General features: G+C 64.1%; 26 protein-coding genes. 13 read left to right on the top strand and 13 right to left on the bottom strand.

The window, feature by feature from the left end:
* Positions 1-183 precede the first annotated feature (183 nt).
* Positions 184-1191 (bottom strand): bestrophin family ion channel, encoded by a 1008-nt coding sequence (locus RMO51_RS08380; RefSeq protein WP_310393749.1) that lies wholly within the window; start codon positions 1189-1191, stop codon positions 184-186.
* A 420-nt stretch (positions 1192-1611) separates the two neighbouring features.
* Here RMO51_RS08380 and RMO51_RS08375 point away from each other — a divergent pair, with 420 nt between their 5' ends.
* Positions 1612-3354 (top strand): alkaline phosphatase D family protein, encoded by a 1743-nt coding sequence (locus tag RMO51_RS08375; protein ID WP_310393747.1) that lies wholly within the window; start codon positions 1612-1614, stop codon positions 3352-3354.
* 146 nt (positions 3355-3500) lie between these two features.
* Here the strand turns inward: RMO51_RS08375 and RMO51_RS08370 are convergent, their stop codons facing one another.
* Complete coding sequence (locus RMO51_RS08370; protein WP_310393746.1) at positions 3501-4301, bottom strand: TerC family protein; 801 nt, start codon at positions 4299-4301, stop codon at positions 3501-3503.
* Between the two features lie 234 nt (positions 4302-4535).
* On the opposite strand from RMO51_RS08370, the gene RMO51_RS08365 reads away from it, so the two are divergent.
* The 3 genes from RMO51_RS08365 (at position 4536) to RMO51_RS08355 (ending at position 7581) form a co-directional block, all read left to right on the top strand.
* The gene (locus RMO51_RS08365; RefSeq protein ID WP_310393745.1) at positions 4536-5291 is read left to right on the top strand and encodes a DUF3891 family protein; all 756 of its coding nucleotides are present in this window, start codon (positions 4536-4538) and stop codon (positions 5289-5291) included.
* A 104-nt stretch (positions 5292-5395) separates the two neighbouring features.
* Positions 5396-6364, top strand: coding sequence for a YihY/virulence factor BrkB family protein (locus RMO51_RS08360; RefSeq protein ID WP_310393743.1), 969 nt, complete (start codon positions 5396-5398; stop codon positions 6362-6364).
* A 221-nt stretch (positions 6365-6585) separates the two neighbouring features.
* Positions 6586-7581 (top strand): hypothetical protein, encoded by a 996-nt coding sequence (locus RMO51_RS08355; RefSeq protein WP_310393742.1) that lies wholly within the window; start codon positions 6586-6588, stop codon positions 7579-7581.
* A gap of 90 nt (positions 7582-7671) precedes the next feature.
* On the opposite strand, the gene rlmN is transcribed toward RMO51_RS08355, so the two are convergent.
* Entirely contained in the window at positions 7672-8754 is a 1083-nt protein-coding gene (gene rlmN / locus RMO51_RS08350) for a 23S rRNA (adenine(2503)-C(2))-methyltransferase RlmN (RefSeq protein ID WP_310393740.1), read from the bottom strand.
* A gap of 95 nt (positions 8755-8849) precedes the next feature.
* On the opposite strand from rlmN, the gene RMO51_RS08345 reads away from it, so the two are divergent.
* Entirely contained in the window at positions 8850-9122 is a 273-nt protein-coding gene (locus RMO51_RS08345) for a hypothetical protein (protein ID WP_310393739.1), read from the top strand.
* A 72-nt stretch (positions 9123-9194) separates the two neighbouring features.
* Complete coding sequence (locus RMO51_RS08340; RefSeq protein WP_310393737.1) at positions 9195-9515, top strand: type II toxin-antitoxin system PemK/MazF family toxin; 321 nt, start codon at positions 9195-9197, stop codon at positions 9513-9515.
* A 164-nt stretch (positions 9516-9679) separates the two neighbouring features.
* Here RMO51_RS08340 and RMO51_RS08335 read toward each other — a convergent pair whose 3' ends face one another.
* The 3 genes from RMO51_RS08335 to RMO51_RS08325 all read right to left on the bottom strand — a co-directional run bounded on the left by RMO51_RS08335 (position 9680) and on the right by RMO51_RS08325 (position 11797).
* A complete protein-coding gene (locus tag RMO51_RS08335) occupies positions 9680-10258 on the bottom strand; it encodes a cupin domain-containing protein (RefSeq protein ID WP_310393735.1) in 579 nt (192 codons plus the stop codon).
* Positions 10259-10362: 104 nt separating this feature from the next.
* A complete protein-coding gene (locus tag RMO51_RS08330) occupies positions 10363-11196 on the bottom strand; it encodes a helix-turn-helix domain-containing protein (RefSeq protein WP_310393733.1) in 834 nt (277 codons plus the stop codon).
* Positions 11197-11374: 178 nt separating this feature from the next.
* On the bottom strand, positions 11375-11797 hold the full coding sequence (locus tag RMO51_RS08325) for a thioesterase family protein (protein ID WP_310393732.1): 423 nt from the start codon (positions 11795-11797) through the stop codon (positions 11375-11377).
* Between the two features lie 96 nt (positions 11798-11893).
* Between RMO51_RS08325 and mnmD the strand changes: the two genes are divergently transcribed.
* The 3 genes from mnmD to RMO51_RS08310 all read left to right on the top strand — a co-directional run bounded on the left by mnmD (position 11894) and on the right by RMO51_RS08310 (position 14677).
* The gene (gene mnmD / locus RMO51_RS08320) at positions 11894-12694 is read left to right on the top strand and encodes a tRNA (5-methylaminomethyl-2-thiouridine)(34)-methyltransferase MnmD (protein ID WP_310393730.1); all 801 of its coding nucleotides are present in this window, start codon (positions 11894-11896) and stop codon (positions 12692-12694) included.
* Between the two features lie 155 nt (positions 12695-12849).
* Entirely contained in the window at positions 12850-14130 is a 1281-nt protein-coding gene (locus RMO51_RS08315; RefSeq protein ID WP_310393728.1) for a DUF2157 domain-containing protein, read from the top strand.
* A complete protein-coding gene (locus RMO51_RS08310; RefSeq protein WP_310393726.1) occupies positions 14123-14677 on the top strand; it encodes a GDYXXLXY domain-containing protein in 555 nt (184 codons plus the stop codon). Before RMO51_RS08315 ends, RMO51_RS08310 begins: the two co-directional genes overlap by 8 nt.
* 125 nt (positions 14678-14802) lie before the next feature.
* Here the strand turns inward: RMO51_RS08310 and RMO51_RS08305 are convergent, their stop codons facing one another.
* The 3 genes from RMO51_RS08305 to RMO51_RS08295 form a co-directional block, all read right to left on the bottom strand.
* Positions 14803-15630, bottom strand: a complete 828-nt coding sequence (locus RMO51_RS08305; protein ID WP_310393724.1) for a TonB family protein — start codon at positions 15628-15630, stop codon at positions 14803-14805.
* Entirely contained in the window at positions 15627-16160 is a 534-nt protein-coding gene (locus RMO51_RS08300) for a biopolymer transporter ExbD (protein ID WP_310393721.1), read from the bottom strand. The genes RMO51_RS08305 and RMO51_RS08300 overlap by 4 nt, the downstream gene beginning before the upstream one ends.
* 127 nt (positions 16161-16287) lie before the next feature.
* The gene (locus RMO51_RS08295; protein ID WP_310393719.1) at positions 16288-16875 is read right to left on the bottom strand and encodes a 5-formyltetrahydrofolate cyclo-ligase; all 588 of its coding nucleotides are present in this window, start codon (positions 16873-16875) and stop codon (positions 16288-16290) included.
* A 60-nt stretch (positions 16876-16935) separates the two neighbouring features.
* Between RMO51_RS08295 and RMO51_RS08290 the strand changes: the two genes are divergently transcribed.
* Positions 16936-17364 carry a DUF4440 domain-containing protein gene (locus RMO51_RS08290; RefSeq protein ID WP_310393718.1) on the top strand — a complete coding sequence of 143 codons (429 nt, stop codon included), beginning with the start codon at positions 16936-16938 and terminating at the stop codon, positions 17362-17364.
* Positions 17365-17466: 102 nt separating this feature from the next.
* Here the strand turns inward: RMO51_RS08290 and bshC are convergent, their stop codons facing one another.
* The 4 genes from bshC to pheS form a co-directional block, all read right to left on the bottom strand.
* The gene (gene bshC / locus RMO51_RS08285; protein WP_310393716.1) at positions 17467-19068 is read right to left on the bottom strand and encodes a bacillithiol biosynthesis cysteine-adding enzyme BshC; all 1602 of its coding nucleotides are present in this window, start codon (positions 19066-19068) and stop codon (positions 17467-17469) included.
* A 205-nt stretch (positions 19069-19273) separates the two neighbouring features.
* Entirely contained in the window at positions 19274-20587 is a 1314-nt protein-coding gene (rimO, locus tag RMO51_RS08280) for a 30S ribosomal protein S12 methylthiotransferase RimO (protein ID WP_310393714.1), read from the bottom strand.
* Positions 20588-20651: 64 nt separating this feature from the next.
* Positions 20652-21278 (bottom strand): Uma2 family endonuclease, encoded by a 627-nt coding sequence (locus tag RMO51_RS08275; RefSeq protein ID WP_310393713.1) that lies wholly within the window; start codon positions 21276-21278, stop codon positions 20652-20654.
* A 40-nt stretch (positions 21279-21318) separates the two neighbouring features.
* Positions 21319-22401: a phenylalanine--tRNA ligase subunit alpha gene (gene pheS, locus RMO51_RS08270; protein WP_310393711.1), complete on the bottom strand. Its 1083-nt coding sequence runs from the start codon at positions 22399-22401 to the stop codon at positions 21319-21321.
* Positions 22402-22496: 95 nt separating this feature from the next.
* On the opposite strand from pheS, the gene RMO51_RS08265 reads away from it, so the two are divergent.
* The 3 genes from RMO51_RS08265 (at position 22497) to RMO51_RS08255 (ending at position 24329) form a co-directional block, all read left to right on the top strand.
* Positions 22497-23120, top strand: coding sequence for a hypothetical protein (locus tag RMO51_RS08265; RefSeq protein WP_310393710.1), 624 nt, complete (start codon positions 22497-22499; stop codon positions 23118-23120).
* Positions 23121-23336: 216 nt separating this feature from the next.
* Entirely contained in the window at positions 23337-23765 is a 429-nt protein-coding gene (locus RMO51_RS08260; protein WP_310393707.1) for a hypothetical protein, read from the top strand.
* A 180-nt stretch (positions 23766-23945) separates the two neighbouring features.
* On the top strand, positions 23946-24329 hold the full coding sequence (locus tag RMO51_RS08255) for a hypothetical protein (RefSeq protein ID WP_310393705.1): 384 nt from the start codon (positions 23946-23948) through the stop codon (positions 24327-24329).
* Positions 24330-24334 lie beyond the last annotated feature (5 nt).

Below are 24334 nucleotides of genomic sequence, written 5' to 3'. Positions count from 1 at the left end.
CCTCGAAAAAGCCATCGTGCCACGCGCGCCCACACGCGTTACACCTCCCCCCCGCCCCCTCTCCCGCGGTGTGGGGTGCGTTCAACGATACGCAATTGGCTCCCCTCCCCGGGGGAGCGGGGCCGGGGGTGAGGTGAAACGCGTGAGGCCGCGCTTGGCACGATGGCTTTTTCGAGGCAAACCCTACAATAGAATGTTGTTCATCGGCTGCAAGGCGGCCGGAATTTCTGCCTCGTCGAGCAGCTCGCGCAGGTCGATTTCGATGGTGCGGACCAGGGCGGTGATGGGCACGTCGTTGGCGTTGCCCTCAAACGGGTTTTCGGTGCCCTCGCCAATCTTCTCCATCATCAGGAAAATCCAGGACACCAGCATGCTGAACGGGATGGTGAGCCACACGAAATGCTCGCCGAGCTTTTCGAACTCCTGCAGCAGGCCGAAGGGCACCAGGCACACGAACATGCGCACAAAGAACATGTTGACGGTGGCGAACTGCCGGGGGTAGGGGAAGTTCTTGACGCGCTCGCACTTGCCCTGCTGGTCGTAGAGGTTGGTCAGCATCTTGGTCAGCTCCAGGTAGCGGAATTTTTCGAGGTGGTCGTCTTCGGCAAGCTCTTTGAGCTGCTTGGCCTGCAGGCCGAGCAAGTGGGTGGCCCGGTTTTTCTTGCTTAGCACGTACCCTGCGTCGGCGGGCGTGAGGTAGGGCCGCAGCTCGTCGGGCAAGGCGGTGAGGCGCTCGGCAACGCGGTAAAGCTGGCTGTACTCGGCGTTGGCGGGCTGGGCCATGTTTTCCCAGGCCCGGGGCTCGCGCAGCTGAAACCGCAGGGCCGTGAGCCAGGCCAGGTGGCGGTACACCAGCTGCTGGCGCGCGTCGGCAAACGCCGGCTCGTCGCCGGGCACCGGGCGCACAAAGTCCCGCACCAGCACGGCCCACGTCCGGCTCGCGTTCACGATGGCGCCCCAGATTTGCCGGGCTTCCCACGCCCGGGCGTAGGTGGCGTTGTTGCGGAAACCTACCACGAAGGCCGTGGCCGTGCCCACCAGGGCAATGGGCACCCAGGGCATGGCCAGCCAGTGCCAGTCCAGGGCGACGTACAGCACCGTGGGCACCAGGCCCAGCACGAATACGCCGACGATTTCGCGGCGGGTCCAGATGAGAACTTCTTTGAGGGAGTAGTGGTGGCCCGCGTGCATGGGGAAGTGGGGGAAGGTTCAGGTGCAGCAAATTAACGTCGGCCGACGCACACGGCGGGCCGCTCCCCGGGGGTGGCCAAGCGGCAGAAAGCCGCGCGCGCCCAAGCCGAATGGAGCAGTTTCTCAGACCTTTTTACAGGGGTGAAAGTTGCGGAGTAAAAGTTAAAAATCTGACAAGTGAGACTTTAGCTTTTGACCCGCAACTGCTACCCCTGCTCTAGGACGTGCGCGGACCCTGAAACTGCCCCGGTAGGGCGGCGTGGCCCCACCCCCGCCGCGGCGTAAATCGAAAAAATCACAACCCCCTTGCCGGCAATTAGGAAGCCCGGCCGGAGGGCGCTTATTCCATTCGTAATATATAGATAATCTGCTGGCAACAAGCTGTTTTCATCTTTGTGAAGCACTTCATAGGCTTTCTATATGTCCGAAAACAACAAAAAAATTACCCGTCGCGCATTCGTCCGCAACACGGCCCTTATCTCCGGCGGCGTGGCGTTGATGCCCGCCTTCCTCACCAGCTGCGACGACGACGACGAGCCGAGCATCACCTACACCGGCGACTTTGGTTTCAAAGAAGGCGTAGCCAGCTTCGACCCCTCGGCCACCAACGTCATTCTCTGGACCCGCTACACCGCCGCCGACAACGAAACCGGCGACCCTGCGCTGCGCTGGGAAGTGGCCGAAAGCAGCGCCTTCAGCCCCTTGGTGGCCAGCGGCACTGTGGCCGCCGCCGCCGCCGCCGACTTCACCGCCGTGGTGGACGTGCCCGGCCTCGTGGCCAACAAGAAGTACTATTACCGCTTCCGCAGCGAGCTGACCAAGGCCGAGTCGGTGGTGGGCGAAACCAAGACGCTGCCCACCGGCAGCCAGGCCAGCAGCGTGAAGCTGGCCGTGGTGTCGTGCGCCAACTTCCAGTCGGGCCTCTTCAACGTGTACGGCGCCGTGGCCGCCTCCGACGCCGACGCCGTGGTACACCTCGGCGACTACATCTACGAGTACGGGGCCGGCGGCTACGGCACCAACCCCACCACCGGGTCGCTGGGCCGCGCCCACCTGCCGGCCACCGAAATCATCAGCCTGAGCGACTACCGCACCCGCTACCGCCAGTACCGCTCCGACAAGCAGCTCCAGCGCGCCCACCAGCTCAAGCCCTTTATCTGCGTGTGGGACGACCACGAGTACGCCAACGACGCCTACAACACCGGCGCCCAAAACCACGACCCCGCCACCGAGGGCAGCTTCGAGACCCGCAGGCTCGCCGCCAACCAAGCGTGGTTCGAGTACCTGCCGGCCCGCACCACTGATAAGGCCAAGATTTACCGCCGCTTCGAGTTCGGCAACCTCGTGAACCTGCTCATGCTCGACACCCGCATCGCGGGCCGCGACAAGCAACTGAGCCTGGCCGACTATTTCACCGGCCCCAACGGCACGTTCAACACCACGGCCTTCGGCCAGGCTTGGCTCAACCCCACCCGCTCCATGCTCGGTGCCGACCAGCGTACCTGGCTGGCCGGGGCCCTAGGCGGCAGCAGCGCCAAGTGGCAGGTGCTGGGCTCGCAGGTGCTGATGGGCAAGATGTACATTCCGGTCGAGCTGTTGACCATCGTGGCGGGCCTGGCGGCTGCTCCCACGCCCCAGCTGCTGGCCCAGTACAACGCGGTGGCCACGCAGCTGAGCGTCATCAAAGGGCGCATCCTGCAAAACGACCCCACGGTGACAGCGGCCGAGCGCGCCCGCGTGGAAACGCAGCTGCCCTATAACCTCGACTCTTGGGACGGCTACCCCGCCGAGCGCGAGGGCGTGTTCGCCGCCGCCGCCGCCGGCAAGAAGCTGATTGCGCTGGCCGGCGACACCCACAACGCCTGGCACAGCGACTTGAAAAACGCCGCCGGCCAGCGCGTGGGCGCCGAGTTCGCCACGCCCTCGGTGTCGTCGCCCGGCTTTGAAACGCTGCTCACGGCCGGCGGAGCCGCCGCCATCAAAGGCTTCGAAGACTCGAACACCTTGCTCATCGACGACCTGCAGTACCTCGACGCCTCCAAGCGCGGCTACGTGCTGGCCGAGTTCACCGCCTCCAACGCCACGGCCGAGTACCGCTACGTGGCCGGCCTGGCCACGGAAGACGTGGCCACCACGACGGGTAAATCGGTGCCCGTGGCGTAAGTTGGTCCTGTTTCAACGTAAAAAAGCAGCGGCCGTCAGGTCGCTGCTTTTTTACTTTAGGAGCTAATGCGGGGTTTCTCGCAGAAGCCACAGCGCAGCCGGCCGGAGCTGGTGAACTTATCAGGCCTGATGAATGGGCCGCGTTTCTACGCCTGTTGCCGGGCGGCCTCGGTTTCGGCCAAGCGGTTGCCGCCGGGGCGCTGGGGCACGTTGAAGAGCATGGACGTGGCCCAGGGCACCAGGAAGCAGGCCACCGTGAGCACGGTCAGGCCCACGTCGGCGGCTTCGCTTTCCAGGGCCTTGCTCACCGGGTGGCCGGGCAGGTAGTGGCCCATCAGCGAGAGCAGTAGCTTGAGCCCGAGCAGGCCGATAACCACGAAGGCGGCCGTTTCCAGGAACGGGTACTTGCCCATGAGCAGCACGAAGGCCTGGGCCACCAGCCGCATGGCCAGGATGCCGATGAACACGCCCCCGCAAATCAGAATCAGGTTGTCGGTGAAGGCCACCACGGCGAACACGTTGTCGATGGAAAAGGCCAGGTCCATCAGCTCGATGAGGGCCACCGTGGCCCAGAACTTGCCAAACAAGCCCAGCGTGTGGCGGTAAAACCAGCTGTTCTGCTTGTCCACGGCCTCGGCATCGTGGGGCGGGCGGGCCTTGAAGTGGTCGTACACCAGGTAGAGCAGGTAGAGCCCACCCAGCGGCTTGAGGTACCAGAACTGGATGAGGAAGGAGGCGAACAGGATGCACAAGCCCCGGAAAATATAGGCCCCAAAAATGCCGTACTGCAACGCCTTCTTGCGCTGGTCCTTGGGCAAGTCGCCCACCATGGTGGCCAGCACGGCGGCGTTGTCGACCGAGAGCAGGCTTTCGATGATGACCAGGTTGCCCATGATGGCCAGCGAAGCCACGGGGTTATCGAGAATTTGCTGGACGTATTGATTCATAGACGGAAAAGCCGGGGCCGGGGTCGCGGAAGTGGCCGCTGGCTTAACGGCGAAACCGGGCCAAGGGTGCCGCCAGTTGCAACAACTGCCCCGCAAATATGTGGCGCAGTGGCCCGATGCCGCCCCGTTGCCCGCGCCGGGGCGCCAGTTCCGCACCGGGCCGCCCCCGCCCCGCAACCCCGTGGTCGACTTTGCAGTTGAACAAAGCCCCTGTGTTTTGCGGCCCCTTCTTCAATGATAGTGAACTCCACGCCCGCCGGCTGGCAAGTCATTTACCAGCAAGCCCACGCCCTGCTGGCCGCGCAAGCAGCCTGGCACTGGCCGCCGCTGGGGCCGCCGGACCAGTTTGTGGGCCTGCTGGCCGCCATTGCCCAGCACGACGACGAGCAGGACGACTGGCACGGCCGGGGCGGCCACCACGGCCTGACGCCGGCCGGCGCCCCGGCCAGCTTCGTCCAGAAAGAATTTTCCCTGGTCCAGGCCCAAAGTGTGCTGGCCGCCGCCCGCTTCCAGGGCCGCTGGCGCAGCCTGCTCACCAGCCAGCACCTGAGCGCCCTCTACGGAGCGCTGCGGGGGCAAACGAAGGAACTCGACGCGTTTCTAGACGAGTTGGCTGCCCGCCAGAACGAGTGGCGCAAAGCGCTTAAAATCAACAAAAAAGAAGCTCATCAGGCCTATGCCCTGCTGCACTGGTGCGACCGGCTCTCGCTCATCCTGTGCCGCCAGGAAATCCCGGAGATGGGCCGGGCCGTGGAAATCTACCGCGGGCCGGACGGCCCCACGCACACCCTGGCCCAGCCCGGCGGGCCCGGCCAGCTGGTGGTCATTGCCCCGTGGCCGTTCCGCGTGAAGGAAGTGGCGGTGAGCGTCGAGGCCAGCGTGCTCGCCCAGCTGCAGTTCGCCGACGATGCCGCGCTGGCCGCCGCCCTGCGCGCCGCACCGGTCGAAACCCTGCGCTGGGAGCTGCGCCCGGCCCCAGCCGTAAAATAAGGCCCGTTCCCGTGCGGAGTTGGGGCCCCGCCGCCAACGCGGCCCCGCGCCGGCCGTATTAGCACGCAGCGCCCCGCGCATCACGTCCCTTCCTTCTTCGCAGCATGGCAGATTACAAGCTTTCGGATATTTTGACCGTTTTCAAGGCTTCGGCTGCGGAATTCAGCAACAACAACTCGTTCCGGCACGCGGCGGCGATGTCGTTCTACACCATTTTCTCGCTGCCGCCGCTGCTGCTCATCGTCATCACGGTGGCCAGCGTGGCCTACGGCGGCGAAGCCGTGACGGGGCAGATTTACGGGCAGATTAAGGGCCTGGTGGGGGCCGACTCGGCCAAGTTCCTGCAGGACAGCATCGCCACCTTCACCAAGCAGCAAAAGGGGCCCCTGGCCACGGCCATCGGTGTTGGCACGCTCATCTTCGCGGCCACCACCTTCTTCGTGACCCTGCAGGAGAGCATCAACGACATCTGGAACCTGAAGGTCAAAACCAAGGGCATTGGCATCGGGGCTTTTCTCAAGCAGCGGTTCTTGTCGTTTGGCCTCATTCTGAGCGTGGCCCTGTTGCTGCTCATCTCCTTCGTGGTGAGCGCCGTGCTCAGCGCCTTCACCGGGTGGCTGCAACAACTGCTGCCCGAGGTGGGCGTGCTGGCCATCAAGCTCGTCGATTTTGCCCTGTCGCTGGGCGTCACCACGCTGCTGTTTGCCCTGATATACCGGTTTTTGCCCGACGCCATCATTCGCTGGCGCGACGTGGGCGTGGGCGCCTTTATCACGGCGCTGCTCTTCGTGATTGGCAAGTTTCTCATTGCCTTTTATATCGCCCAGTCCAACCCCGGCTCGGCGTTCGGGGCGGCGGGCTCGGCCATCGTGCTGCTGGTCTGGATTAACTACTCCTCGCTCATCGTCTTTTTCGGGGCCGAGTTTACCCAGGAGTTCGCCGACTCCTTCGGCCAGAAGGTGCAGCCCAAGGCCCACGCCGTGCGCGTGCGGCTCGAAGAAGTGGCCCCCGGCGAGTCGGACGAGGAAAAAGCCACCGGCCGCCCCCGCAGCGAGGGTAAGTGGCGGGGGTAGGGGCACTCGGTAAGCGCAGCCAGAAAAGTTGAAAAGTCCTTTCTATTGCGTGGCTAAGCCTGGCCTTTGTCTAACGAATACATTGTTAGTCATGTAATAGATAAAGAGCAAGATTTTTCGCCAAGGTTTCTTCGCGCTGCCAAAAGATCCTAAGTACGCAAAAGAGCATTGCGCAGTATCGGGAGCCGAGCGGCATATTTGGGAAATTAATTATTTCTGTCATGCTGCAGTTGCTACCTCCGCTCCGCTACGGCGTTGCCCTAATCCTCCTCAGCGTGCCCGCTTGGGCCCAGCAACCAGGTACCGCACCGGTGCTAGGCGCGCCCCCGCAACCCGAGCCGGCCGCGCAAACGGCTACGCGCCCCAGTTCGGGCACCGGCGAAGTCATTGGCCTGTCTTACACCGTAGAGCTGGTGTCGGGTACTTCTTTCACGGGCAAGCTTACTGCCATTGGCGGCGACGACCTGACCTTTGAAACAAAGGATTTGGGCCTGATTACGGTGAAGCGGCCAAATATCAAACAGCTCACCCTGCTCACCGCCGAGCAGGCCAGCCGCGGTTTCGACTACATCGGCAACGGCAACCGCCTGTCGTTCGCCCCCACGGCTCGCAACCTGCGCCGCGGCGAAGGCACCGTGCAGTCCATCTACGTTTTCCTGCTGGGGGTGAACTACGGCATCACGGATAATATCTCGATGGGCGCCTTGTTTACGTGGTTACCCGGCGAGGGCAGCGACAACTTCTTTGCCCTCACGCCCAAGGTAAGCTTCCCGGTGAGCGGCGACAAGCTGCACATTGGCGCCGGCGCGCTGATTGTCTTTCAGGATGGCACCGCCTTTACCCTGACCTACGGCAATACCACTTACGGCTCGGCCGACAACAACGTGACTGCCGGCGTCGGGTATGCTTTCGCTGGCGGCGAGTACATCAGTACGCCCGTTTTCTTGCTGGGTGGGGCCACGCGCGTTTCGCGACGCATCTCGCTCCTCAACGAAACCTACATTCTCAATATCACCGACGACGGCGACCGGGCCACGCTCGTTGGCGGCATTGCGGGGCTGCGCATATCGGGCCAGCGCATGAGCGGTAGCTTGGGCCTCATGTACGGCTTCTACAACTATTCCAACAAACGCTTCAACGGCAGCACCGATTCTGACTCCGATGGCGGCGCCCTTCCCTTTGCCGAAGTCACGTACCGCTTCGGCCGCACGAAGTAACGTCAAAGTCAGCTCGTGCTTAACCGCATAAAAGAAGCCCGGCCATTTCCTGATGGTCGGGCTTTTTGTATTGAAATAGTAGTCAATGACTCACGCTGCCGCGGTCTTCTCTTCCTTCACCGCCAACTGCCCGCAAGCCGCGTCGATGTCCTTGCCCCGCGAGCGGCGGATGTTGGTTTGCACGCCGCGGTCGGCCAGGTACTTGTGGAAGGCGGTGATTTTGTCGTCGGCCGCGTTTTGGTAGTTGGCGTTTTCGATGGGGTTGTACTCAATCAGGTTCACCTTGCAGGGCAGCCACTTGGCTATTTTGAACAGGTGCTCGGCGTCGTCCAGTCCGTCGTTGAAGCCGTCGAACACGATGTACTCGTAGGTGACTTTGCGGCCGGTTTGCTGGTGGTAGTACTGCAGGGCTTCCTTGAGTGCGGCCAGGGAATTGGCCTCATTGATGGGCATGATGTCGTTGCGCTTGGCGTCGGTGGGCGCGTGCAGCGAGAGGGCCAGGTTGGCCTTCACGTCGTCATCGGCCAGCTTCTTAATCATCTTGGCGATGCCGGCCGTGCTGATGGTGATGCGGCGCGGGGCCATGTTCAGGCCGTCGGGCGCGGTGATGCGGCGCACGCTTTCCACCACGTTGGCGTAGTTGAGCAGCGGCTCGCCCATGCCCATGTACACGATGTTGGTAAGCGGCGTGCCGTACTGGCTTTCGCACTGCTCGCGGATGCGCACCACCTGGTCGTAAATCTCGGCCGCGTCGAGGTTGCGCTTGCGGTCCATGTAGCCCGTGGCGCAAAACTTGCACGTGAGCGAGCAGCCCACCTGCGAGCTGATGCAGGCCGTCATGCGCGTGTCGTGCGGGATGAGCACGCCCTCCACCACGTTGCCGTCGTGCAGCCGGAAAGCCGACTTGATAGTGCCGTCGTTGCTGAGCTGCTGGTTCTGCACCGTCACGCCGTTTATCACGAAGTGCGCGGCCAGCAGCTCGCGGGTCGCCACCGAGAGGTTATTCATCTCCTCAAACGTGGCGGCGGTGTTTTTCCACAGCCATTCGGCCACCTGCTTGGCCCGAAAGGGCTTCTCGCCGTGCTCCACCATAAACGCCTTCAGGTCGTCGGGCGAGGTTTTGCGGATGTCGCGCCTGGTGGGCACGGGGGCGAGGGGCAGTTCCAGTAACATAGCGCAAAGATACAAGCAGGCAAGGCGTTGGGTTCCGAGAAAGAACTTTTAGCAGGGCCGGCGTATTTTGCAAACATCACTACTATCTGCCCTTTATGAGGAACGAAGCCTTAATTACCGAAACCGGGCGACTGTTGGCTGCTCTGCCAGAAGACCAAGCGCGGAGCGTACGCGACTTCGCCGCCTTTCTCGCCCAAAAGGCCTGGGCCAACCTGTCCTTGGTCGACGATGCGTTGCCATCGACTGAAACCGAAGACCAGTTCAAAGCCGACCTGGCAGCTGTGGCGCGCCACAGCTCCGCTCTCGATTTTCTGCGCGACGAACCTGATTTGTATACTGACGATGACTTGATAGAGCGGTATAAGTAAACCCGGGTTGCGCCAACAGCTGCATGAAAGTGGCACTAACGCACGTAATCAACGACCCTACTACTTCTCTAAATGAAAAAAGGCGACATCCTGTCCGTGCAATTTCCTTTCACCAATATGCAGGTACTGAAGCGTCGCCCAGCGCTGGTTGTAGCAGTGGAAGCCCCTGATGTTACGGTGGCATTCATTACCAGCAACCTGGATGCAAGCCAACCATACGATGTGCTGTTGCAACCCACGGCGCTCAATCGTCTGAAGCAGGTCTCCCTTGTCCGAGTGGTGAAAATGGCTACGCTCGACCCCGGCTTAATTTACGGCCGAATCGGTGAGCTTACGGCAACCGAGCAGCAGCAGGTTGATGCAGGGTTGAGACTTGTCTTGCAATTATTCTGAGAGTGCAAGCATAACGGTCCTTCCACCTGCGCTGCCGGCAGCAGGCGCAATGGGTTCACCGACCTTGAAACCGCGCTACTTACGCGAAAACGGCAAGCACAGACTTGAAAGCAGGCTCTCAGCCCCGCCAAGAACTTTGACCTGAGCCCTTGCCGGGGCCCGCGTCAAGACTTAATGGGTAGGGGCGGACCGAGGGTTTTCATGCCGTGGTCGGCGAAGAGCTGCTCGCGTTGCGCGGGGGTGAGCGGCGTGGCGTTGCCCGAGCGGGCCCGGAAGAAGTCTTCCATTTTTCCCGCGGGCTGGAGGAAGTACAGCAGCTTGCCGGTGGTGGTGAGCTGCGTCCAGGTGTGGGGCACCTGGCGGGGCAGGAAAATGGTGTCGCCGGGCCCAAGTTCGCGCTGCTCGTCGCCCACCACAAACAGGTACTCGCCGGCCACGACGTAGAATATTTCGTCCTGGGCCAGGTGCAGGTGCAGCGAGGGGCCGCCCTTGGCCACGCCCGCGTACTCAAATACCGCCAACGCGCCGCCGGTGTCTTGGCCGGAGATTTTGATGTCGTTGGGGTTGGGCCCCACCAAGGTCTTTTCCCCAAAACGGCCCTCGCCGGCTGCCACCACGAAGCTTGAGCTGGTGGGTAAGGTTTCGTCAGGTTCGGTTGCGGCAGCGAGCGAAAGCAACGGGGCCGCGAAGGCGGCGGTGGGCGCCGCCAGCAGGGCGGAGGCCAGGAAGTGTCGGCGTTTCATAACCAAGGGGGTTAGGAGTGAGAGGATGCCCAAAGGTCCTCCTGCCCTTGCCCCGGCTACTGGTAAAAAACGGACGTTTTTTGCGCAGCTCGCTTGCCCCCGATTCAGGCCTCCACCAAGCCAAAGCCGCGCTCCGGCGCCTGGGTATCCTGCAGAAAAAAGGCCGTGGGCGAGCTGCCGGTAAAGTCCCGGTAGTCTTTGGCCAGGTGCTGGTGGTCGTAGTAGCCGCAGGCCAGGGCAATGCTGAGCCAGTCCAAGTCGGGCTGGCTGTTTTTGAGCCGGAAGGCCCGGTCGAAGCGCACGATGCGGGCGTAGAGCGCGGGGCCCACGCCCACGCGCTGGGCAAACCGCCGGTCCAACTGCCGCGGGCTCAGGCAGGCGTGGCCGGCCAGGGCGTCGAGGGTGAGGCGCGGGCCGGGGCGCAGCAGCAGTTGCCCTACGGCATCGGCCGGGTGCGGTGTGGTGGCGCGCAGCCGTTGCAGGCGCCCGAGCAAGAACTGCTCTACCAGGGGCAGCATCTCGGGCCACGCGGCGGCGCTGCTCAGGCGCTCGTTCAGCTGGCGCAGCTCGCCGCCCCACACGGCCTCGGCGTCGACGAAGGTGTTGGTGAGCTCCGCCTGCGGGATGCCCGTGAGGCGGTAGAGCGCGCCGGGCTGCAGCACCACTTGCAGGGCCAGAAATTCCCGGCCCACGTACCGGTTGCTCACCACCGCGTGCTGGCCGATGAGCGCCGCGCGCGGCCGGGTGGTCTTGGCACTGCCGCCGGGGTAGGCCACAGCTTCGGCGTCGCGCGGATAAAACGCCAGGCATTGTTCCGGCCGGGGCGGGTACGCTTTGAAGGGCAGCGGCACGCCGGCGGGAAACACGAAATGAATGACCTGAATAATCCGCACGTACTCGCGCAGCGGCGGACTGGGCAAAAAATCCTGGAGCAGCATGGGCGAGAGCAAAAAAACCAGCGGCCCCCTTCGGTTTTCTAAAAACCGGGTTCAATCGCCTGGCCAAGGCTTTGCAAAAATAAGCCGCTCTGCTCCGTGTTATTATTAAAAAAATTGATAGTTAGATGCTCTTAAACATTGCTGAGTAGAGGATGCTGACCCGGACTGCTGCGCCCGGCTACTGCACTTGCGCCGCCAGCGCCTCGGGCAGCAGGCGCAGCTTGCGCACGTTGTAGTCGAAGCAGAGCATGCCGGTTTTGGCGCGGGCTACTTCCTGGCCGGCCTGGTTGTGCACGCGGTACACCACGTCGAAGCCGTATTTGCTGGCGTCGGCGGCGGCCATCTCGAAGCGCAGCACGTCGCCGTGGAAGGCCTCGGCCTTGTACTCCACGGCCGCGTCGGCCATGATGAGGCCGAGCTTGCTCACGGGGTCGTAGTCGCCGGCCAGGCCCAGCGAGCGCAGGAACTGCACCCGGGCCTCGTGCAGCAGGCCCAGCAGCGCGTCGTTGCCGAGGTGGCCGCCGTAGTTGAGGTCGGTGATGCGGACCGGAATTTCGGCGGCGAAGGAAAAGGTCTCGGGCAGGGCTACTTTTACTCTCATCGGCAGAGGGTTTCTCGGTGCTGGTTGCTGGTTGTGCGGCCGTGCCGGAACGAAGCTAGTAGCCAGCACCGGGAAACCAGCAACCTTCATTACCCAATGCCTTCGCAATCAAAATACGCCCGGCGCCTGCGCCGCAACCCGCCACCGGCCGCCGGGCCCGGGCCCGACCCCGCGGCTGGGGTCGAGCCGGCCCACGCTGAGGTGCGCCAAACCGCCGACGGCTCCTACACGCTGTTCGTGCCGGAGCTGGACGAGCACTACCACTCCCGCCACGGCGCCCGCCAAGAGTCGGCGCACGTGTTCATCCGGCACGGCCTGTGGCCCGTGCTCCGGGCCGGCGCGGCCGACCACCAGGCCACCTTGCGCATCTTGGAAGTGGGCCTGGGCACCGGCCTGAACGTGCTGCTAACGGCCGAGGCCTGCCAGCAAGCCGCGGCCTACACCGTGTACGACGCCCTCGAAACCCGCCCGCTGCCGCCCGCCGTCGTGGCCGCGCTGGCCTACGAATACTGCTTCGAGAACCGCCCCGAGCCCGATTGGCGGGGCCAGTTGCTGCACCAGCTGCACCGGCAACGCTGGAACGACCCCGCCGCGCCCGCCCTGGTCCCCGACTTTCACCTGCACAAGCGCCTCGAAGGCCTGGAAACCGCCGCCCTGCCCGCCGCGGAATACCACCTGATTTACTTTGATGCCTTCGCCCCAGACAAACAGCCCGAGCTGTGGACGGAAGCCATTTTTCGGAAGCTTCACGCTGCCACCCGGCCCGGCGGCGTGCTGGTCACGTACTGCGCCCAGGGCCAGTTTCGCCGCAACCTGCGGGCTGCCGGCTGGTGCGTCGAAAAGCTGCCCGGCCCGCCCGGCAAGCGCGAAATGACGCGGGCGGTGAAGCTGTGCTGATTGTTTGAGGTGCTGATATGAAAATGTGGAGGTGTGCTGATGTTGTTCTTTTGCATTCCAAGCCGCTGGCAATCCCTCCTCGGGAAATTCATTTCCGCATCAGCACATCAAAGCATCAGCACATTTCCACATCAAAGCATCAGGACATCAATTTTGTGAGTCGCAAATTCCTTGAAACCGAAGGCCCCGCGTGGGTCGCCGAAGGCCTTATCAGCGAAGAGCAGCGCCGCCAATTGCTGGCCCGCTACCCGCCCGAAGGGCAGGCGCTGGGGCTGCTGCCGGTGCTGGGCAGCGTGCTGGTGGGCCTCAGCGGCCTGAGCTTGGTGGCCGCCAACTGGCAGGCCCTGCCCGAAGTGCTGCGCCTGGCGCTGCTGCTCGGCAGTTTTACCGGCGCGTACGCCGCCGGGACCTATTTCCTGCGGCGCGGCAACCTTGATTTGGGGCACGGCCTCATCGGACTGGGGCTGGTGTTGTTTGGCGCCAGCATCATTCTTACCAGCCAGCTCTACCAGCTGGTGGGCTACGATGCCAGCGGCCTGCTGGCCTGGGTGGTGGCCGGCGTGGCCCTGAGCTACGTGTACGGCTCGCGGCTGCTGGTGCTGCTCACGGTGCTCATCGGGGCGGCCGTGCAAACGTATTGCGTGGAGGCGCTGGGCAGCTTCAGCTACGCCACGGCGGCCCTGGTGGCGGGCGGCATGGGCTACTACTGGTGGCGGCGGCCCGACGCGGTGAGCAGCACGGTGCTGGCCGCGGGCCTGCTCTGGCAAGCCGGGCTGCTGATCGTCGTGCTGCACGCTAAAATCACCTGGTTTTTCGTGCCGGCCATGGCCATTTACGCGGCCGGCGACTGGCAGCGGAGCCGCCCCGGCGGCCGGGCTTTGCAGGGGCCGCCGCTGGTGGCGGCCTACCTGTTCATGTTCGGGCTGGCCACCTTCGGGGAAACCGACACCTACGCCAACGTGCTGCGGCCGCCGCTGCTGCCCTACCTGGTGGCGCTGGGGGCCGTGCTGGCGCTGTCGGTGGCCGGCAAGCGGGCGCGGGGCCGGCTGGGCTCGCTGCCCGACTGGCTGCTGCTGCTGCCAGGTTTCTACCTGCCGGGCGGGCTGCCGCTGGCCGTGGCCACGCTGGTGGTGCTCTACGCCCACGCCGGCTCGGTGCTGGCCCGCGCTCACCGCGCCGAAGACCCCGAGCAGCTCACCATCGGCGCGGTGCTGTTCGTGGCCGCGACCATGGTGGCCTATTTCAAGTTGACCTGGGGCTTCCTCGACCAGTCGCTATTCTTCCTGCTCGGCGGTGTGCTGCTGCTGGGCCTGAGCTGGTACCTGCGCCGCCGCAATGCCCAAACGCTGGCTGCCGCTGCGCCCGCCGCCCCGCAAGCGGCGGGGGTTTCGGCCGGGGTCTCGCCGGCCGCCGAAACGCCGCCCCGCCATGACTAACCTGCTGGCTTGGTTTTCGAACCCAACCCGCCGCCGGCCCTTGCTGCGCCTGCTGGTGGCGGCCCAGGTGCTCTACGTGCTGGGCGTGGCCGGGGCGGGCTACGCCACCACCGCGCTGGGCCAGCACATCGTGCTGGCCACCGCGCCCGTCGACCCGCGCGACCTGATCTACGGCGACTTCGTGCGCCTGCGCTACGCCATTGGCGAGCCGTCGCTCCGCCTGTGGCACGGGGCGGCGCTGCCCCGCCGCCGCCAGGGCGTGTTCGTGCTCCTGGCGGCGGGGCCCGCCGGCCTGGGCACCACGGTGGGCGTGTATGCCCAGGCCCCGCGGCCCGGCGCCAACCAAGCCGTGCTGCGCGGCTGGGTGACGGACGTGTACCGTCGCTCCTTCGCCCTGCGCTTCAACCTGGAGCGCTACTACGTGCCCGAAGGCAGCAGCCTCCGCCTGGGCAAACCCACCCGCCTGCGCCCGCTGCGGGTGCGCGTCGTCATCGCCCCCTGGGGCCAAGCGCGCATTGCCGGGGTAGAGGAAGTGGGAAAGAAATAGCAACAGCAGCGCTGGAAGAACGTGAAAAAGGGACGCCTTGCTGCGCGCAGCAAGGCGTCCCTTTTTACCAGGCACTGCGGCCGGGTGTCAAGTCAGGTGGTTGGAGCGGGGAGCGGACTTGTCACCTATTCAATACTAAAGGAAATGGGGACTGAAAACGACACGCTTACTTCGCGGCCGTTCTGCTTGCCGGGAATGAATTTGGGAAGAGTGCCGATGGCCCGTAAGGTTTCTTCGTCCAGCCCTGACCCTAGGCCTTTCAAAATTTTCGCGTCAACAACGTCGCCTTTTGCGTTCACCACGAAGCTGACATAAATTTTGCCTTCAATCCCGTTGCGCAGTGCCAAGCCGGGGTACTTCACCGCCCGCTGAATGGCGGCCACGATGGCCGCCGCGCCACCGCCACCGGGTAATTGGGGCATCTGCTCCACGGAGACGTAGATACTCTTATCCATTGTGCCATCTACTTCGGCGGGTCCGGCCGTGGCTTCAAGCGGTACCAAATCAGCCGGCTGCGCTTCGCCGGTAGCCGTGACGGTTGAGATGCGCGCGTTTTGCAGCGCGGTCTGCTCGGGTATTTCCTCCGTCACCTGGGGGTCGGGTGCCACCACGGGCGGCGTGAAGCGGATAGTAGCCGCGGGCGGGCGCACCGGCGGAGCCACCGGCGGCGGGGTCACCGGGGGTGGCGTAGCGGCCACCGGGTCCAGCGGTGGGGCAATGAGCGTATTCTCGGTGAGGCGCTTGGGTGGGGCGGTGGGCAACTGGTCTTTGAGCATTCGCGCCACCAGCGGAAATGCCACCATCAGCGCGAAAATGGCCGTGGCGATGACCAGCGCGCGCGTCACGTGGCGCTGGTAGAGGGCGCGGAGCTGGTAAGCGCCGTAGCCTTGGTTGCGACCATCGAACACGATGTCGTCGAGGCTGGCCGTGGCCAGCTGGGTATTGGTCATCATAAATCAGCGGTTTTAAGAAGGGTTAGGTCGTCTGGGGTAATCTTGACCAAGGCGTATTTTTTCTGGTTGGTGATGCTCATTTCGTCCAGGATGTCCACCATGTCCTGGTACTTGGAATCGGCGCTGGGTTTGATGAGCACCACCAAGCCGGCTTGTTGCCGCTGCCGCGCGAGCAGCGCCTGCCGGATGCCGGCGGCGGCGAAAGTGGTAGTCGTCAGTACCGGAGTAGGGGCCGTGCGGTCGTTCGGCGCATTCAATCCGAAGAAATAATGCACCCGGTGGCCCTTGCCGAGGATAATGGTCATGGCCTTGGACAGCGGTACCGGCGTTTCCTTTGTTTTCACCGGCATCTGCAGCTCCAGGGTATAGGGCTTGGCGAAGGTGGTGGTGAGCATGAAGAAGGTGAGCAGCAGAAATGCCAGGTCCACCATCGGGGTCATGTCGATGCGGGTCGACAGCTTCTTCGTTCGGCGCTTGCCGCCCTTGGGAGGGCCGGCTGCGCGGGGCTGGATTTCGGCCATGGATTCCATTCGTTCTAGGTGAGAGACACCCGGCGAACGCAGCCCCTGAACGACTTATTGTGAGAATGTTACGGCCAAAAAATTAATTTTCAGGAATATACCAGAACGCCTCACGTCGGCGTTTCAGCCGGATGCCCTAAAACCACCACGCGCCGCCCGGCGTGAGGTAGGCGTGCAGGGGCACGTCGGTGGGCCGCACATCGGCAATGCCACTGACGGGCGCCTCGTCCAGTACGCTGATGCCGACGAACCGCGTGGCCGGGCCGCACTGGGCCAGAAACCGGTCGTAGAAGCCGCCGCCGTAGCCCACGCGGTGCCCGGCCGCGTCCACGGCCAGCAGCGGCACCAGCACCGCATCGAAAGCGGCGGGGGCCACTTCGGGGCCGGCCGGCGGGGTGGGCTCGGCAATGCCCCAGTGGTTGACGCGCAGAAGAGTATTGGGCGTCAGCTCGTAGTGTTTCAGCGACTTTCCATCGGCCTGCATCACGGGCACGGCCAGGCGCACCGGCAGTTTCTCGGCCCACACGCGGCGAATGATGCGCCAGATGTCGGGCTCGTGCTTGCTCGCAATGGGCAGAAACACGTGCAGCCAGCGCCACTGCGCCACCGGAAAGTGCCGAAACAGCTGCTCGCACAGTTGCTGGCTGCGCCGGGCGACTTCGGCCGCGGGCAGGGCCCGGCGGTGGGCCAGGGCGGCGCGGCGCAGGGGGGCTTTGGCAAACATCGCGCAGGCGCAAGGGTTCAGAAAAAAAAGGCAATCTTCCAGTCCCAAAGTACGCTTCCCATGACCGAAAAACCCTTTTACGCCGAAACCGAGCAGCTCTTCGCCCACGTGCGCGACCACGCCTTCGAGCCCCTGGCCGCCCTGTGCGACGACGACTTCGGCATCGTGGACATCAACGCGGAGGGCGGGACGCTCGTCGTGCGCAACCGCGCCGAGTGGGAAGCGTGGTTTCGGGGTCTCTTTGTGCAGCTCGACCAGCTCCAGGCCCAGACCTGGTCGGAAATCACAAACTACGAAGCCGTGCAAACCGCCGAAATGGGCTACTGCGTCGTGGACTTCGACCAGTTCCTGGTCACGCCCGACGGCAAGCGGCTGCGCTTTTCTGCCCTGAGCACCATCATCTGGAAGCGCGTGGGCGACACCTGGAAGGAAGCCCGCTACCACAGCTCGCTGCTGGGCGTGAAGGACGAGACGCCAACGGCGGGTTGACCGACCACTCGGGCCATGCTTTTCTCAGGGCCACCACAGCCATTCCAACGGGTAGTCCAGAACTGAGCCAGCGTCGAAACAGGGCAATGATGTCACGAGTGTCTATTCCTCGACCAGCACCGTGAACTCCAGCGCCAGCGGGTCGAACGCGGCCAGCAAGTCCTGAATGAACTCCGGGTTATTAACCAAAATGCTCAGCACGTTGTCGGTGCGCTCCTGCAAGCCGCCGCCGGGAAACAGCTTTTCCTTGAGGGCGGCCAACTGGACGTAGGCGGTTTCGTGCTTGGTTTCGGCGGCTTTGCTCAGGCGCTTTTCGAGGCCGGCGAGGCCGGCGGCGGCTTTCTGGGCTTCGGCGGCCACGGTGCGCACCAGCGTGGGGTCGAGGCGCTGGGCCAGGTCCTGCACCTGCTGGAAGGCAGCGGCCAATGCTTCCTGTTGCGCCTTCAGGCTGATTTCTTCCTGGCCCAGGGCGGCGCCCACCTGCTTTTTCAGCTCCGGCAGCGGCCGGAAAATGTCCGGCACGGTCAGGCCCAGCTTCCTGAGCTTGCCGCCGTTGGCCCGGCTGATGTACTGGGCCGAGTTGCGGGGCAGCACGATGGGAAAGGGCACCCCAAACGCCGCAAACACGTCCTTGAACTGGAACCAGTACGCCACCTCGGCCCCGCCGCCAATGTAGACCAAGTTGGGCAGCAGAATTTCCTGATACACCGGCCGCAGCACCACGTTGGGGCTGAACCGCTCGGGCTGCTGGCGGGCCAGGGCCAGCAATTCGGCCTGGGTGTGACATTTGGCGGTGTTGCGCACGGTCACCTCCACGCAGTCGGCGCCGCTGGCGTCGGGCTCCAGCCGCTCGCGCTGGCCCTCGTCGGTGATAAAAAACAGGTTGATGGGCCGGGAGAATACTTGCGGCTTGTAGCCGGCGGCACTCAGGCGGGCGTTGGTGGCCTGCACGGCGGCGTTGGATACCTGCGCGGCCAGCTCCTTTTCTAGCAGCGGCACCAAGGCCTGCTTTAGCGCCGGCCGGTCTGCGTCGAGCGTCACCAGCCCAAACTCGCCAAACAGCGCATCGGCCAGCCGGCGCGTGGCGTCGGCCAGGTTTTTCGACTCGGTGTAGGCCTTGTGGAAGGCGGCGGGCACTTCGGGCGGCAACTGGCTCAGCAGCTGCTCGGCCAGGCCATCAAGCGGCAGCCGGCCCACCGGCCCGCCGGTGCCCGCGGCGTCCCAGGCGTAGGTTTTGCCGAACAGCGAGAAGTGGTTGATTTCGGCAAAGTCGTGGTCCTCCGTGGCCATCCAATACACCGGCACGAAATCGTACTGCGGGTACGCCGCCTTGAGCTGCCGGCTCAGCTTGAGGGCCGACACGATTTTGTAGATGAAGTACAGCGGCCCGGTGAGCAGGCTGAGCTGGTGCCCGGTGGTCACGGTGAACGTCGTGGGCTCGGCCAGCAGCAGCAGGCTGGCCTCGATGGCGGGCTCGGGCTCCGGGGCCAGGCCGTACTGGTCGCGCAGGGCCGCCACCAGCCGCTTGCGGGCCTCGGGCGAGTACGCGGCTTTCTTCTCCTCGATTTGCGCAGCGAAGTTCTCCAGCGTCGGAAAGCGGTGGTAGAACGGGGCCAGGGCGGGCTTTTGGGCCAGGTAGTCGGTCAGCAAGCCCGAAAATGCGCCGGTGTCGGCGTAGGGCAGCGTGGTACAGCGAGTGGGCATGGGGAAGACGCGAGCGGGGCCGGGCTCAGAGTGAGCCCGGGCCCGAAGGCAAAAGTCCGCACAAAACCCGGCCCCGGCTCAAAAGTTGCTTTTCGGCTACTGGCACGGTGTAGAGACGCATACTTGCGTCTCGTTGTCCGCGCCACCTGCAAGTTATTCTCGGTTCAACGCAAGTCTTTCAACGACGAGACGCAAATATGCGTCTCTACACCAAGCGCCCGTACAAGTCGAAATCCGTGGCCGCGGTAATCTTCACGTGGGCGAAGTCGCCGAGGCGCACGAAGGTGTCGCGCTCCACCGGCACCAGCACCTCGTTGTCCACCTCGGGCGAGTCGAACTCCGTCCTGCCCACGAAGTGGCCGCTTTCCTTACGGTCGAACAGCACCTTGTAAATCTGGCCCACCCGCGCCTCGTTCAACTCCATCGAAATGCCCTGCTGCAGTTCCATGATGGCGTCGGCGCGCTGCTGCTTCAACTCGGCCGGCACGTCGTCCGCTAAAGTGTGCGAGTGCGTGTTTTCCTCGTGCGAATAAGTGAAGATGCCCAGCCGCTCAAACCGGGTCTGTTCCACAAAGTCGTACATCTCCCGGAAGTCCTGCTCCGTTTCGCCGGGGTGGCCGCTGATGAGCGTGGTGCGCAGGGCAATGCCCGGCACCCGCTGCCGGATGGTGTCGACCAGCTCAACAGTCCGGCGCTTGGTGATGCCGCGGCGCATGGCCTTCAGCATGGCATCGGAGCCATGCTGCAAGGGCATGTCGAGGTACTTGCAAATGTTTTCGCGCTCGGCCATCACGTCCAGCGCGTCCAGCGGAAACTGGGAGGGGTAGGCGTACTGCAGCCGTATCCAGTCGATGCCGTTCACGTCGGACAGATTCCGAAGCAAGTCGGCCAGCTTGCGTTCGCCGTAGGCCTGCAGGCCGTAGTAGGTCAGGTCCTGGGCAATGAGAATCAGCTCTTTGGTGCCCTGAGCAGCCAGGCGCTTGGCTTCCTTCACCAAGTCCTCAATCGGGCGGTCAACGTGCTGGCCGCGCATGAGCGGGATGGCGCAGAACGAGCAGGGGCGGTTGCAGCCCTCGGCAATCTTGAAGTAGGCGTAGTGGCGCGGCGTGGTCAGCAGCCGCTCGCCAATCAGCTCGTGCTTGTAATCGGCGTTCAGCACCTTCAGCATCTGCGGCAGCTCAAGGGTGCCAAAATAGGCGTCGACCTGCGGGATTTCCACCTCCAGCTCGTCCTTGTAGCGCTGCGAGAGGCAGCCCGTCACGTAGAGCTTGTCGAGGCGGCCAGCCTCTTTCTCGTCCGCGTAGCGCAGGATGGTGTCGATGCTTTCCTGCTTGGCGTTGTCGATAAAGCCGCAGGTGTTGATGATAACAATGTTGGCGTCCGACTTCTTCGCTTCGTGGGTCACATCGAAGTCGTTGGCCTGGAGCTGGCCCATCAGCACCTCGCTGTCCACAATGTTCTTCGAGCAGCCCAGAGTAATGACGTTTACTTTATTAGTAGTCTGATTTCTAACTTTCATGAATCACGGATTCGTCGGATTTTCCACGGATTAAGCGGATTTTGTGGACGATTTAATGGAGGTTTTAGCGTAGCGCGGCGAGCGGAAATGCGAAGCCCGGCAGCACATCCTCGCCGCCGAGCGTTTCGGCGAAGGACTTTGCTACGCTCACCGAGCCATCGGCGCGGAAGACGCGGGCGGTTTCGGTTTTGGGGTCGATGAGCCAGGCCAGGCGGCAACCGTCGGCGATGTACTCCTGCATTTTGGTCACCAGGTCGGTCACGCTGTCGGAAGGACTGAGCAGCTCCACTACAAAGTCGGGACACAGGGGCGGAAACTTTTCCTGCTGCCCAGCCGGCAGGGCTTGCCAAGCCTCGGCGCGCACCCACGCCGCATCGGGCGAGCGCACCGCGCCGTTGGGCAGCCGGAAACCGGTGGAGGAGTCGAAGACAAAACCCGCCCGGCCCTGGCGATTCCAGATGGTTAGGTCGGTTATCAATTCGCTGTTGCGGCGGCCCGTGGTTCCTCCGGTCATGGTTAAAAACTCGATGGTGCCGTCGGCGCGGCGTTCAAACTTCGACTCGGGGTTGCGCTGGCAAAAGGCGTAGAACTCGTCCTCGCTCATGTGGTTGAGCCGGTCGGCCAGGCTGGCGGACGCCCCGGGCTCCAGGTCGGGGCTCGGCGTGGCAAAGGGCAGGGTGATGTTCAGCATAAGACGAGCAACAACGGGGTGAAGCCAAATGATTCAGCGCCTACAGCGCCTCGAACTGCCGCAGGAACCGCATGTCGTTCTCCGTGAACAGGCGCAGGTCCTTAATCTGGTACTTGAGCATGGCGATGCGCTCGATGCCCATGCCCCAGGCGTAGCCAGAATATTTCTCGGGGTCAATCTTGGCGTTTTCGAGCACGGCGGGGTCCACCATGCCGCAGCCGCCAATCTCGACCCAGCCCGAGTACTTGCAGATGTTGCAGCCCGCACCCTTGCAAATCAGGCAGGTGATGTCAATCTCGGCGCTGGGCTCGGTGAAGGGAAAAAAGCTGGGCCGAAACCGGATGTTGATGTCGGCCCCGAACAGCTCCTGCACGAAGTAGTACACCGTCTGCTTCAGGTCGGCGAAACTCACGCCCTCGTCAATGAAAATGCCCTCCACCTGATGAAACATCATGTGGGCGCGGGCCGAGATGGCCTCGTTGCGGAACACCCGGCCCGGCATCACTCGGCGGATGGGCAGCGGCTCGGTTTCCATCACGCGCACCTGCACGGTGCTGGTGTGGGTTCTTAGTAGGTGGGGTTTCGGGTCTTGGGAACTTGGGGTCTTGGGGTCTTGGCTTCCACCATCACCCAAGTCCCGGCTTGCCACAAAAAACGTGTCCTGCATGTCCCGCGCCGGGTGGTTTTCGGGGAAGTTGAGGGCCGTGAAGTTGTGCCAGTCGTCCTCGATTTCCGGCCCCTCGGCCACGGCGAAGCCGATGCGGCCGAAGATGCGCAGCATTTCCTCGCGCACCAGGCTCAGCGGGTGGCGGGTGCCCAGGCCGTTGGGCACCGGGGGCAGGGTGTAGTCGAAGTCGGGGTGGGCGGGGGCATTGTCGGCGGCCGCGTCGGCGGCCTGCTGGGCGTCATCGAAGCGGGCCTGGGCCTGCTGCTTGAGGGCGTTGAGCTGCTGGCCCACGGCGCGCTTCTCGTCGGCGGGCACGGCCTTGAGCTGGTCGAACAAATCGGCCAGGCGGCCCTTGCGGCCGAGGTAGCTGATGCGAAAGGCATCGAGGTGGGCAGCGCTGCTCAGGTCGGCCGCCGTGATTTCGGCCGCGAGGCCGGCAATGGATTCCTGCATCATAGGCCGCAAAGTTACGGCCGGGCCCGTACCCTGGCCGAACGTTTCGCGTAAGCGGTGGGTTAAACGAGTCCTTTATATTTATTTCTCCCTTCGCCATGAAACGCATATTGTTTTCGCTGCTCCTGACTGGGGCCTTTGTCACCAGCGCGGCCGCCCAGGCCGGCGGCTGGGGAGCCTCCGATTCATGGGACGCGCCCAAGAAGAGCACGAATAAAAAAGCCACTGCGGGCCCGCAAAAGGCTGCGCCGAAAGCCGCTCGCCCCGTGACGCCCCAGCCGGAGCCCATGGCCCAGCCCGAGCCCGCCACCGGCGCGGCTGCGGCTGCAACCGGCGGTGGGTTTGGCGGGGCGGCAGGCGGCAACACCCCCCCGCAAGGCATGGGCATGTCGGCGGCCCCCGGCACGCCGATTATGATGCAAAGCGGGCGCAACGTGCTGGCCGACGACGCGGCGGCCACGCGCGAGCGGCGCCTGCGCCACCGGGCTGGCAAACCCGCGTCGGCCCCGGCCCCGGTTGTTGAAGCTGCGCCGCCGAGCGCCGCCGCCCCCGGCATGGGCGCCGAAGGAACCAGCGGCGCGGGCAACGCCTCGGGGGGCATGGAAGCCGGCGGCTCCGCGGCGGCCGGCAATGGCACTGCCCCCAAGAACACCGGCGCAACCAAAAGCACCCGGAGCACCAAAGCCCCGAAAAAAGCTCCAGCCGTGCCATCGGGCTGGTAGCTCAGCGGCGAGCAGTTCCGCAACGACTTTTTACCGCGCGGCGGCTGCAACTATTTACTTCGGTTCAGCTGGTATCAGATAACGCTATTCCGGCCCGGCCGACCCGCTACGCAGTGGGTCGGCCGGGCTTTTTTCGCGGCTTAACAAGGCATTTTGGGAATCGGCACGGTTTTCGTTTTTACCCCGAGCATCCACTCACTAATTCCTTTTTCAGCTATGTTCCGTTCCCTGTTTACGCTCGCATTATCGGTGTTCCTGCTGGCTGAGGCCAGCGCCCAAACCACCCCCGCCACGGCCAAGGCCAAGTCGGCCAAAGCCGCCGCCCGCACCGCCGCCCGCGATGCCAAAAAGGCCCGCCGCGTGGCCCTGAAAACCTTGCCGGCCGCGCCCCTGGCCAACGACGGCTGGCCGCCGCTGGACGACGCTCAAACCACCGTGGCCTCCGCGGCCGCCACCAACGCCGATTGGGGCTACGATGCCGCCCCCGCCGCGGCCCCCACCTCTCGCGGCGAGATTGACAACGCCAACGTGCACGCCGCGCCGGGTATGCCCATTCACATCCGCACCGGCAACGGCCTGGTGCCCTACAGCGTGCGCCCGGCTCGTAAGTCCGCCGCGCAAACCACGCTCACGACCGGCAACTAACTAACGGGGCTGGTCGGAGTTTCGGCCCGGCCCAACGAGCGTCAGCGCTTGTTCAGCGGCTTCCGTCGCACGCGTCGTCACCTCCCGGGGCGGTTGCGCGTATTACGGGAGCCGCTGTGCTTTTAGCCAAGCGCCTCCAGTCAACATAAACCTGATTCCTGAGTTTTATTCATTCCGAATATGCTACGCTTACGCTACTTATTGGCCATGCTGTTGCTGGTCAGCTTTGCTCTGGCCGACGCCAGTGCCCAAACCACGAAGCCCCGCGTCGCCCGAAAGAAAATTGCCCCGTACTCCGCCCGCGGCCCGCGCCGGGCGCCCAACATCAACCCCCACACCGGCAAGCCCTACGGCGCGGGCGTGTCGCAGGACGTGAAGGACGGCACGGCGTACCTGGCCCCCGGCGTGCCCATGCGCAAGCAAGCCGGCTACCAGAACAACGGCGGCTACAACGACAACCGGACCCGCCGCCCCGCTACCAAAAAGCCCACCAACAGCTCGCTGACCCGCGGCGAGGCCGCGCCCACGGCCCCGGCGGCCAAGAGCAAAAGTGCCCGCAACTAAGCCCC

It is taken from the genome of Hymenobacter sp. (genome assembly GCF_031398885.1).
Taxonomy (GTDB): Bacteria; Bacteroidota; Bacteroidia; order Cytophagales; family Hymenobacteraceae; genus Hymenobacter.
Note: the sequence above shows the minus strand (reverse complement) of the source record. Positions and strands in the feature narration are given on the sequence as shown.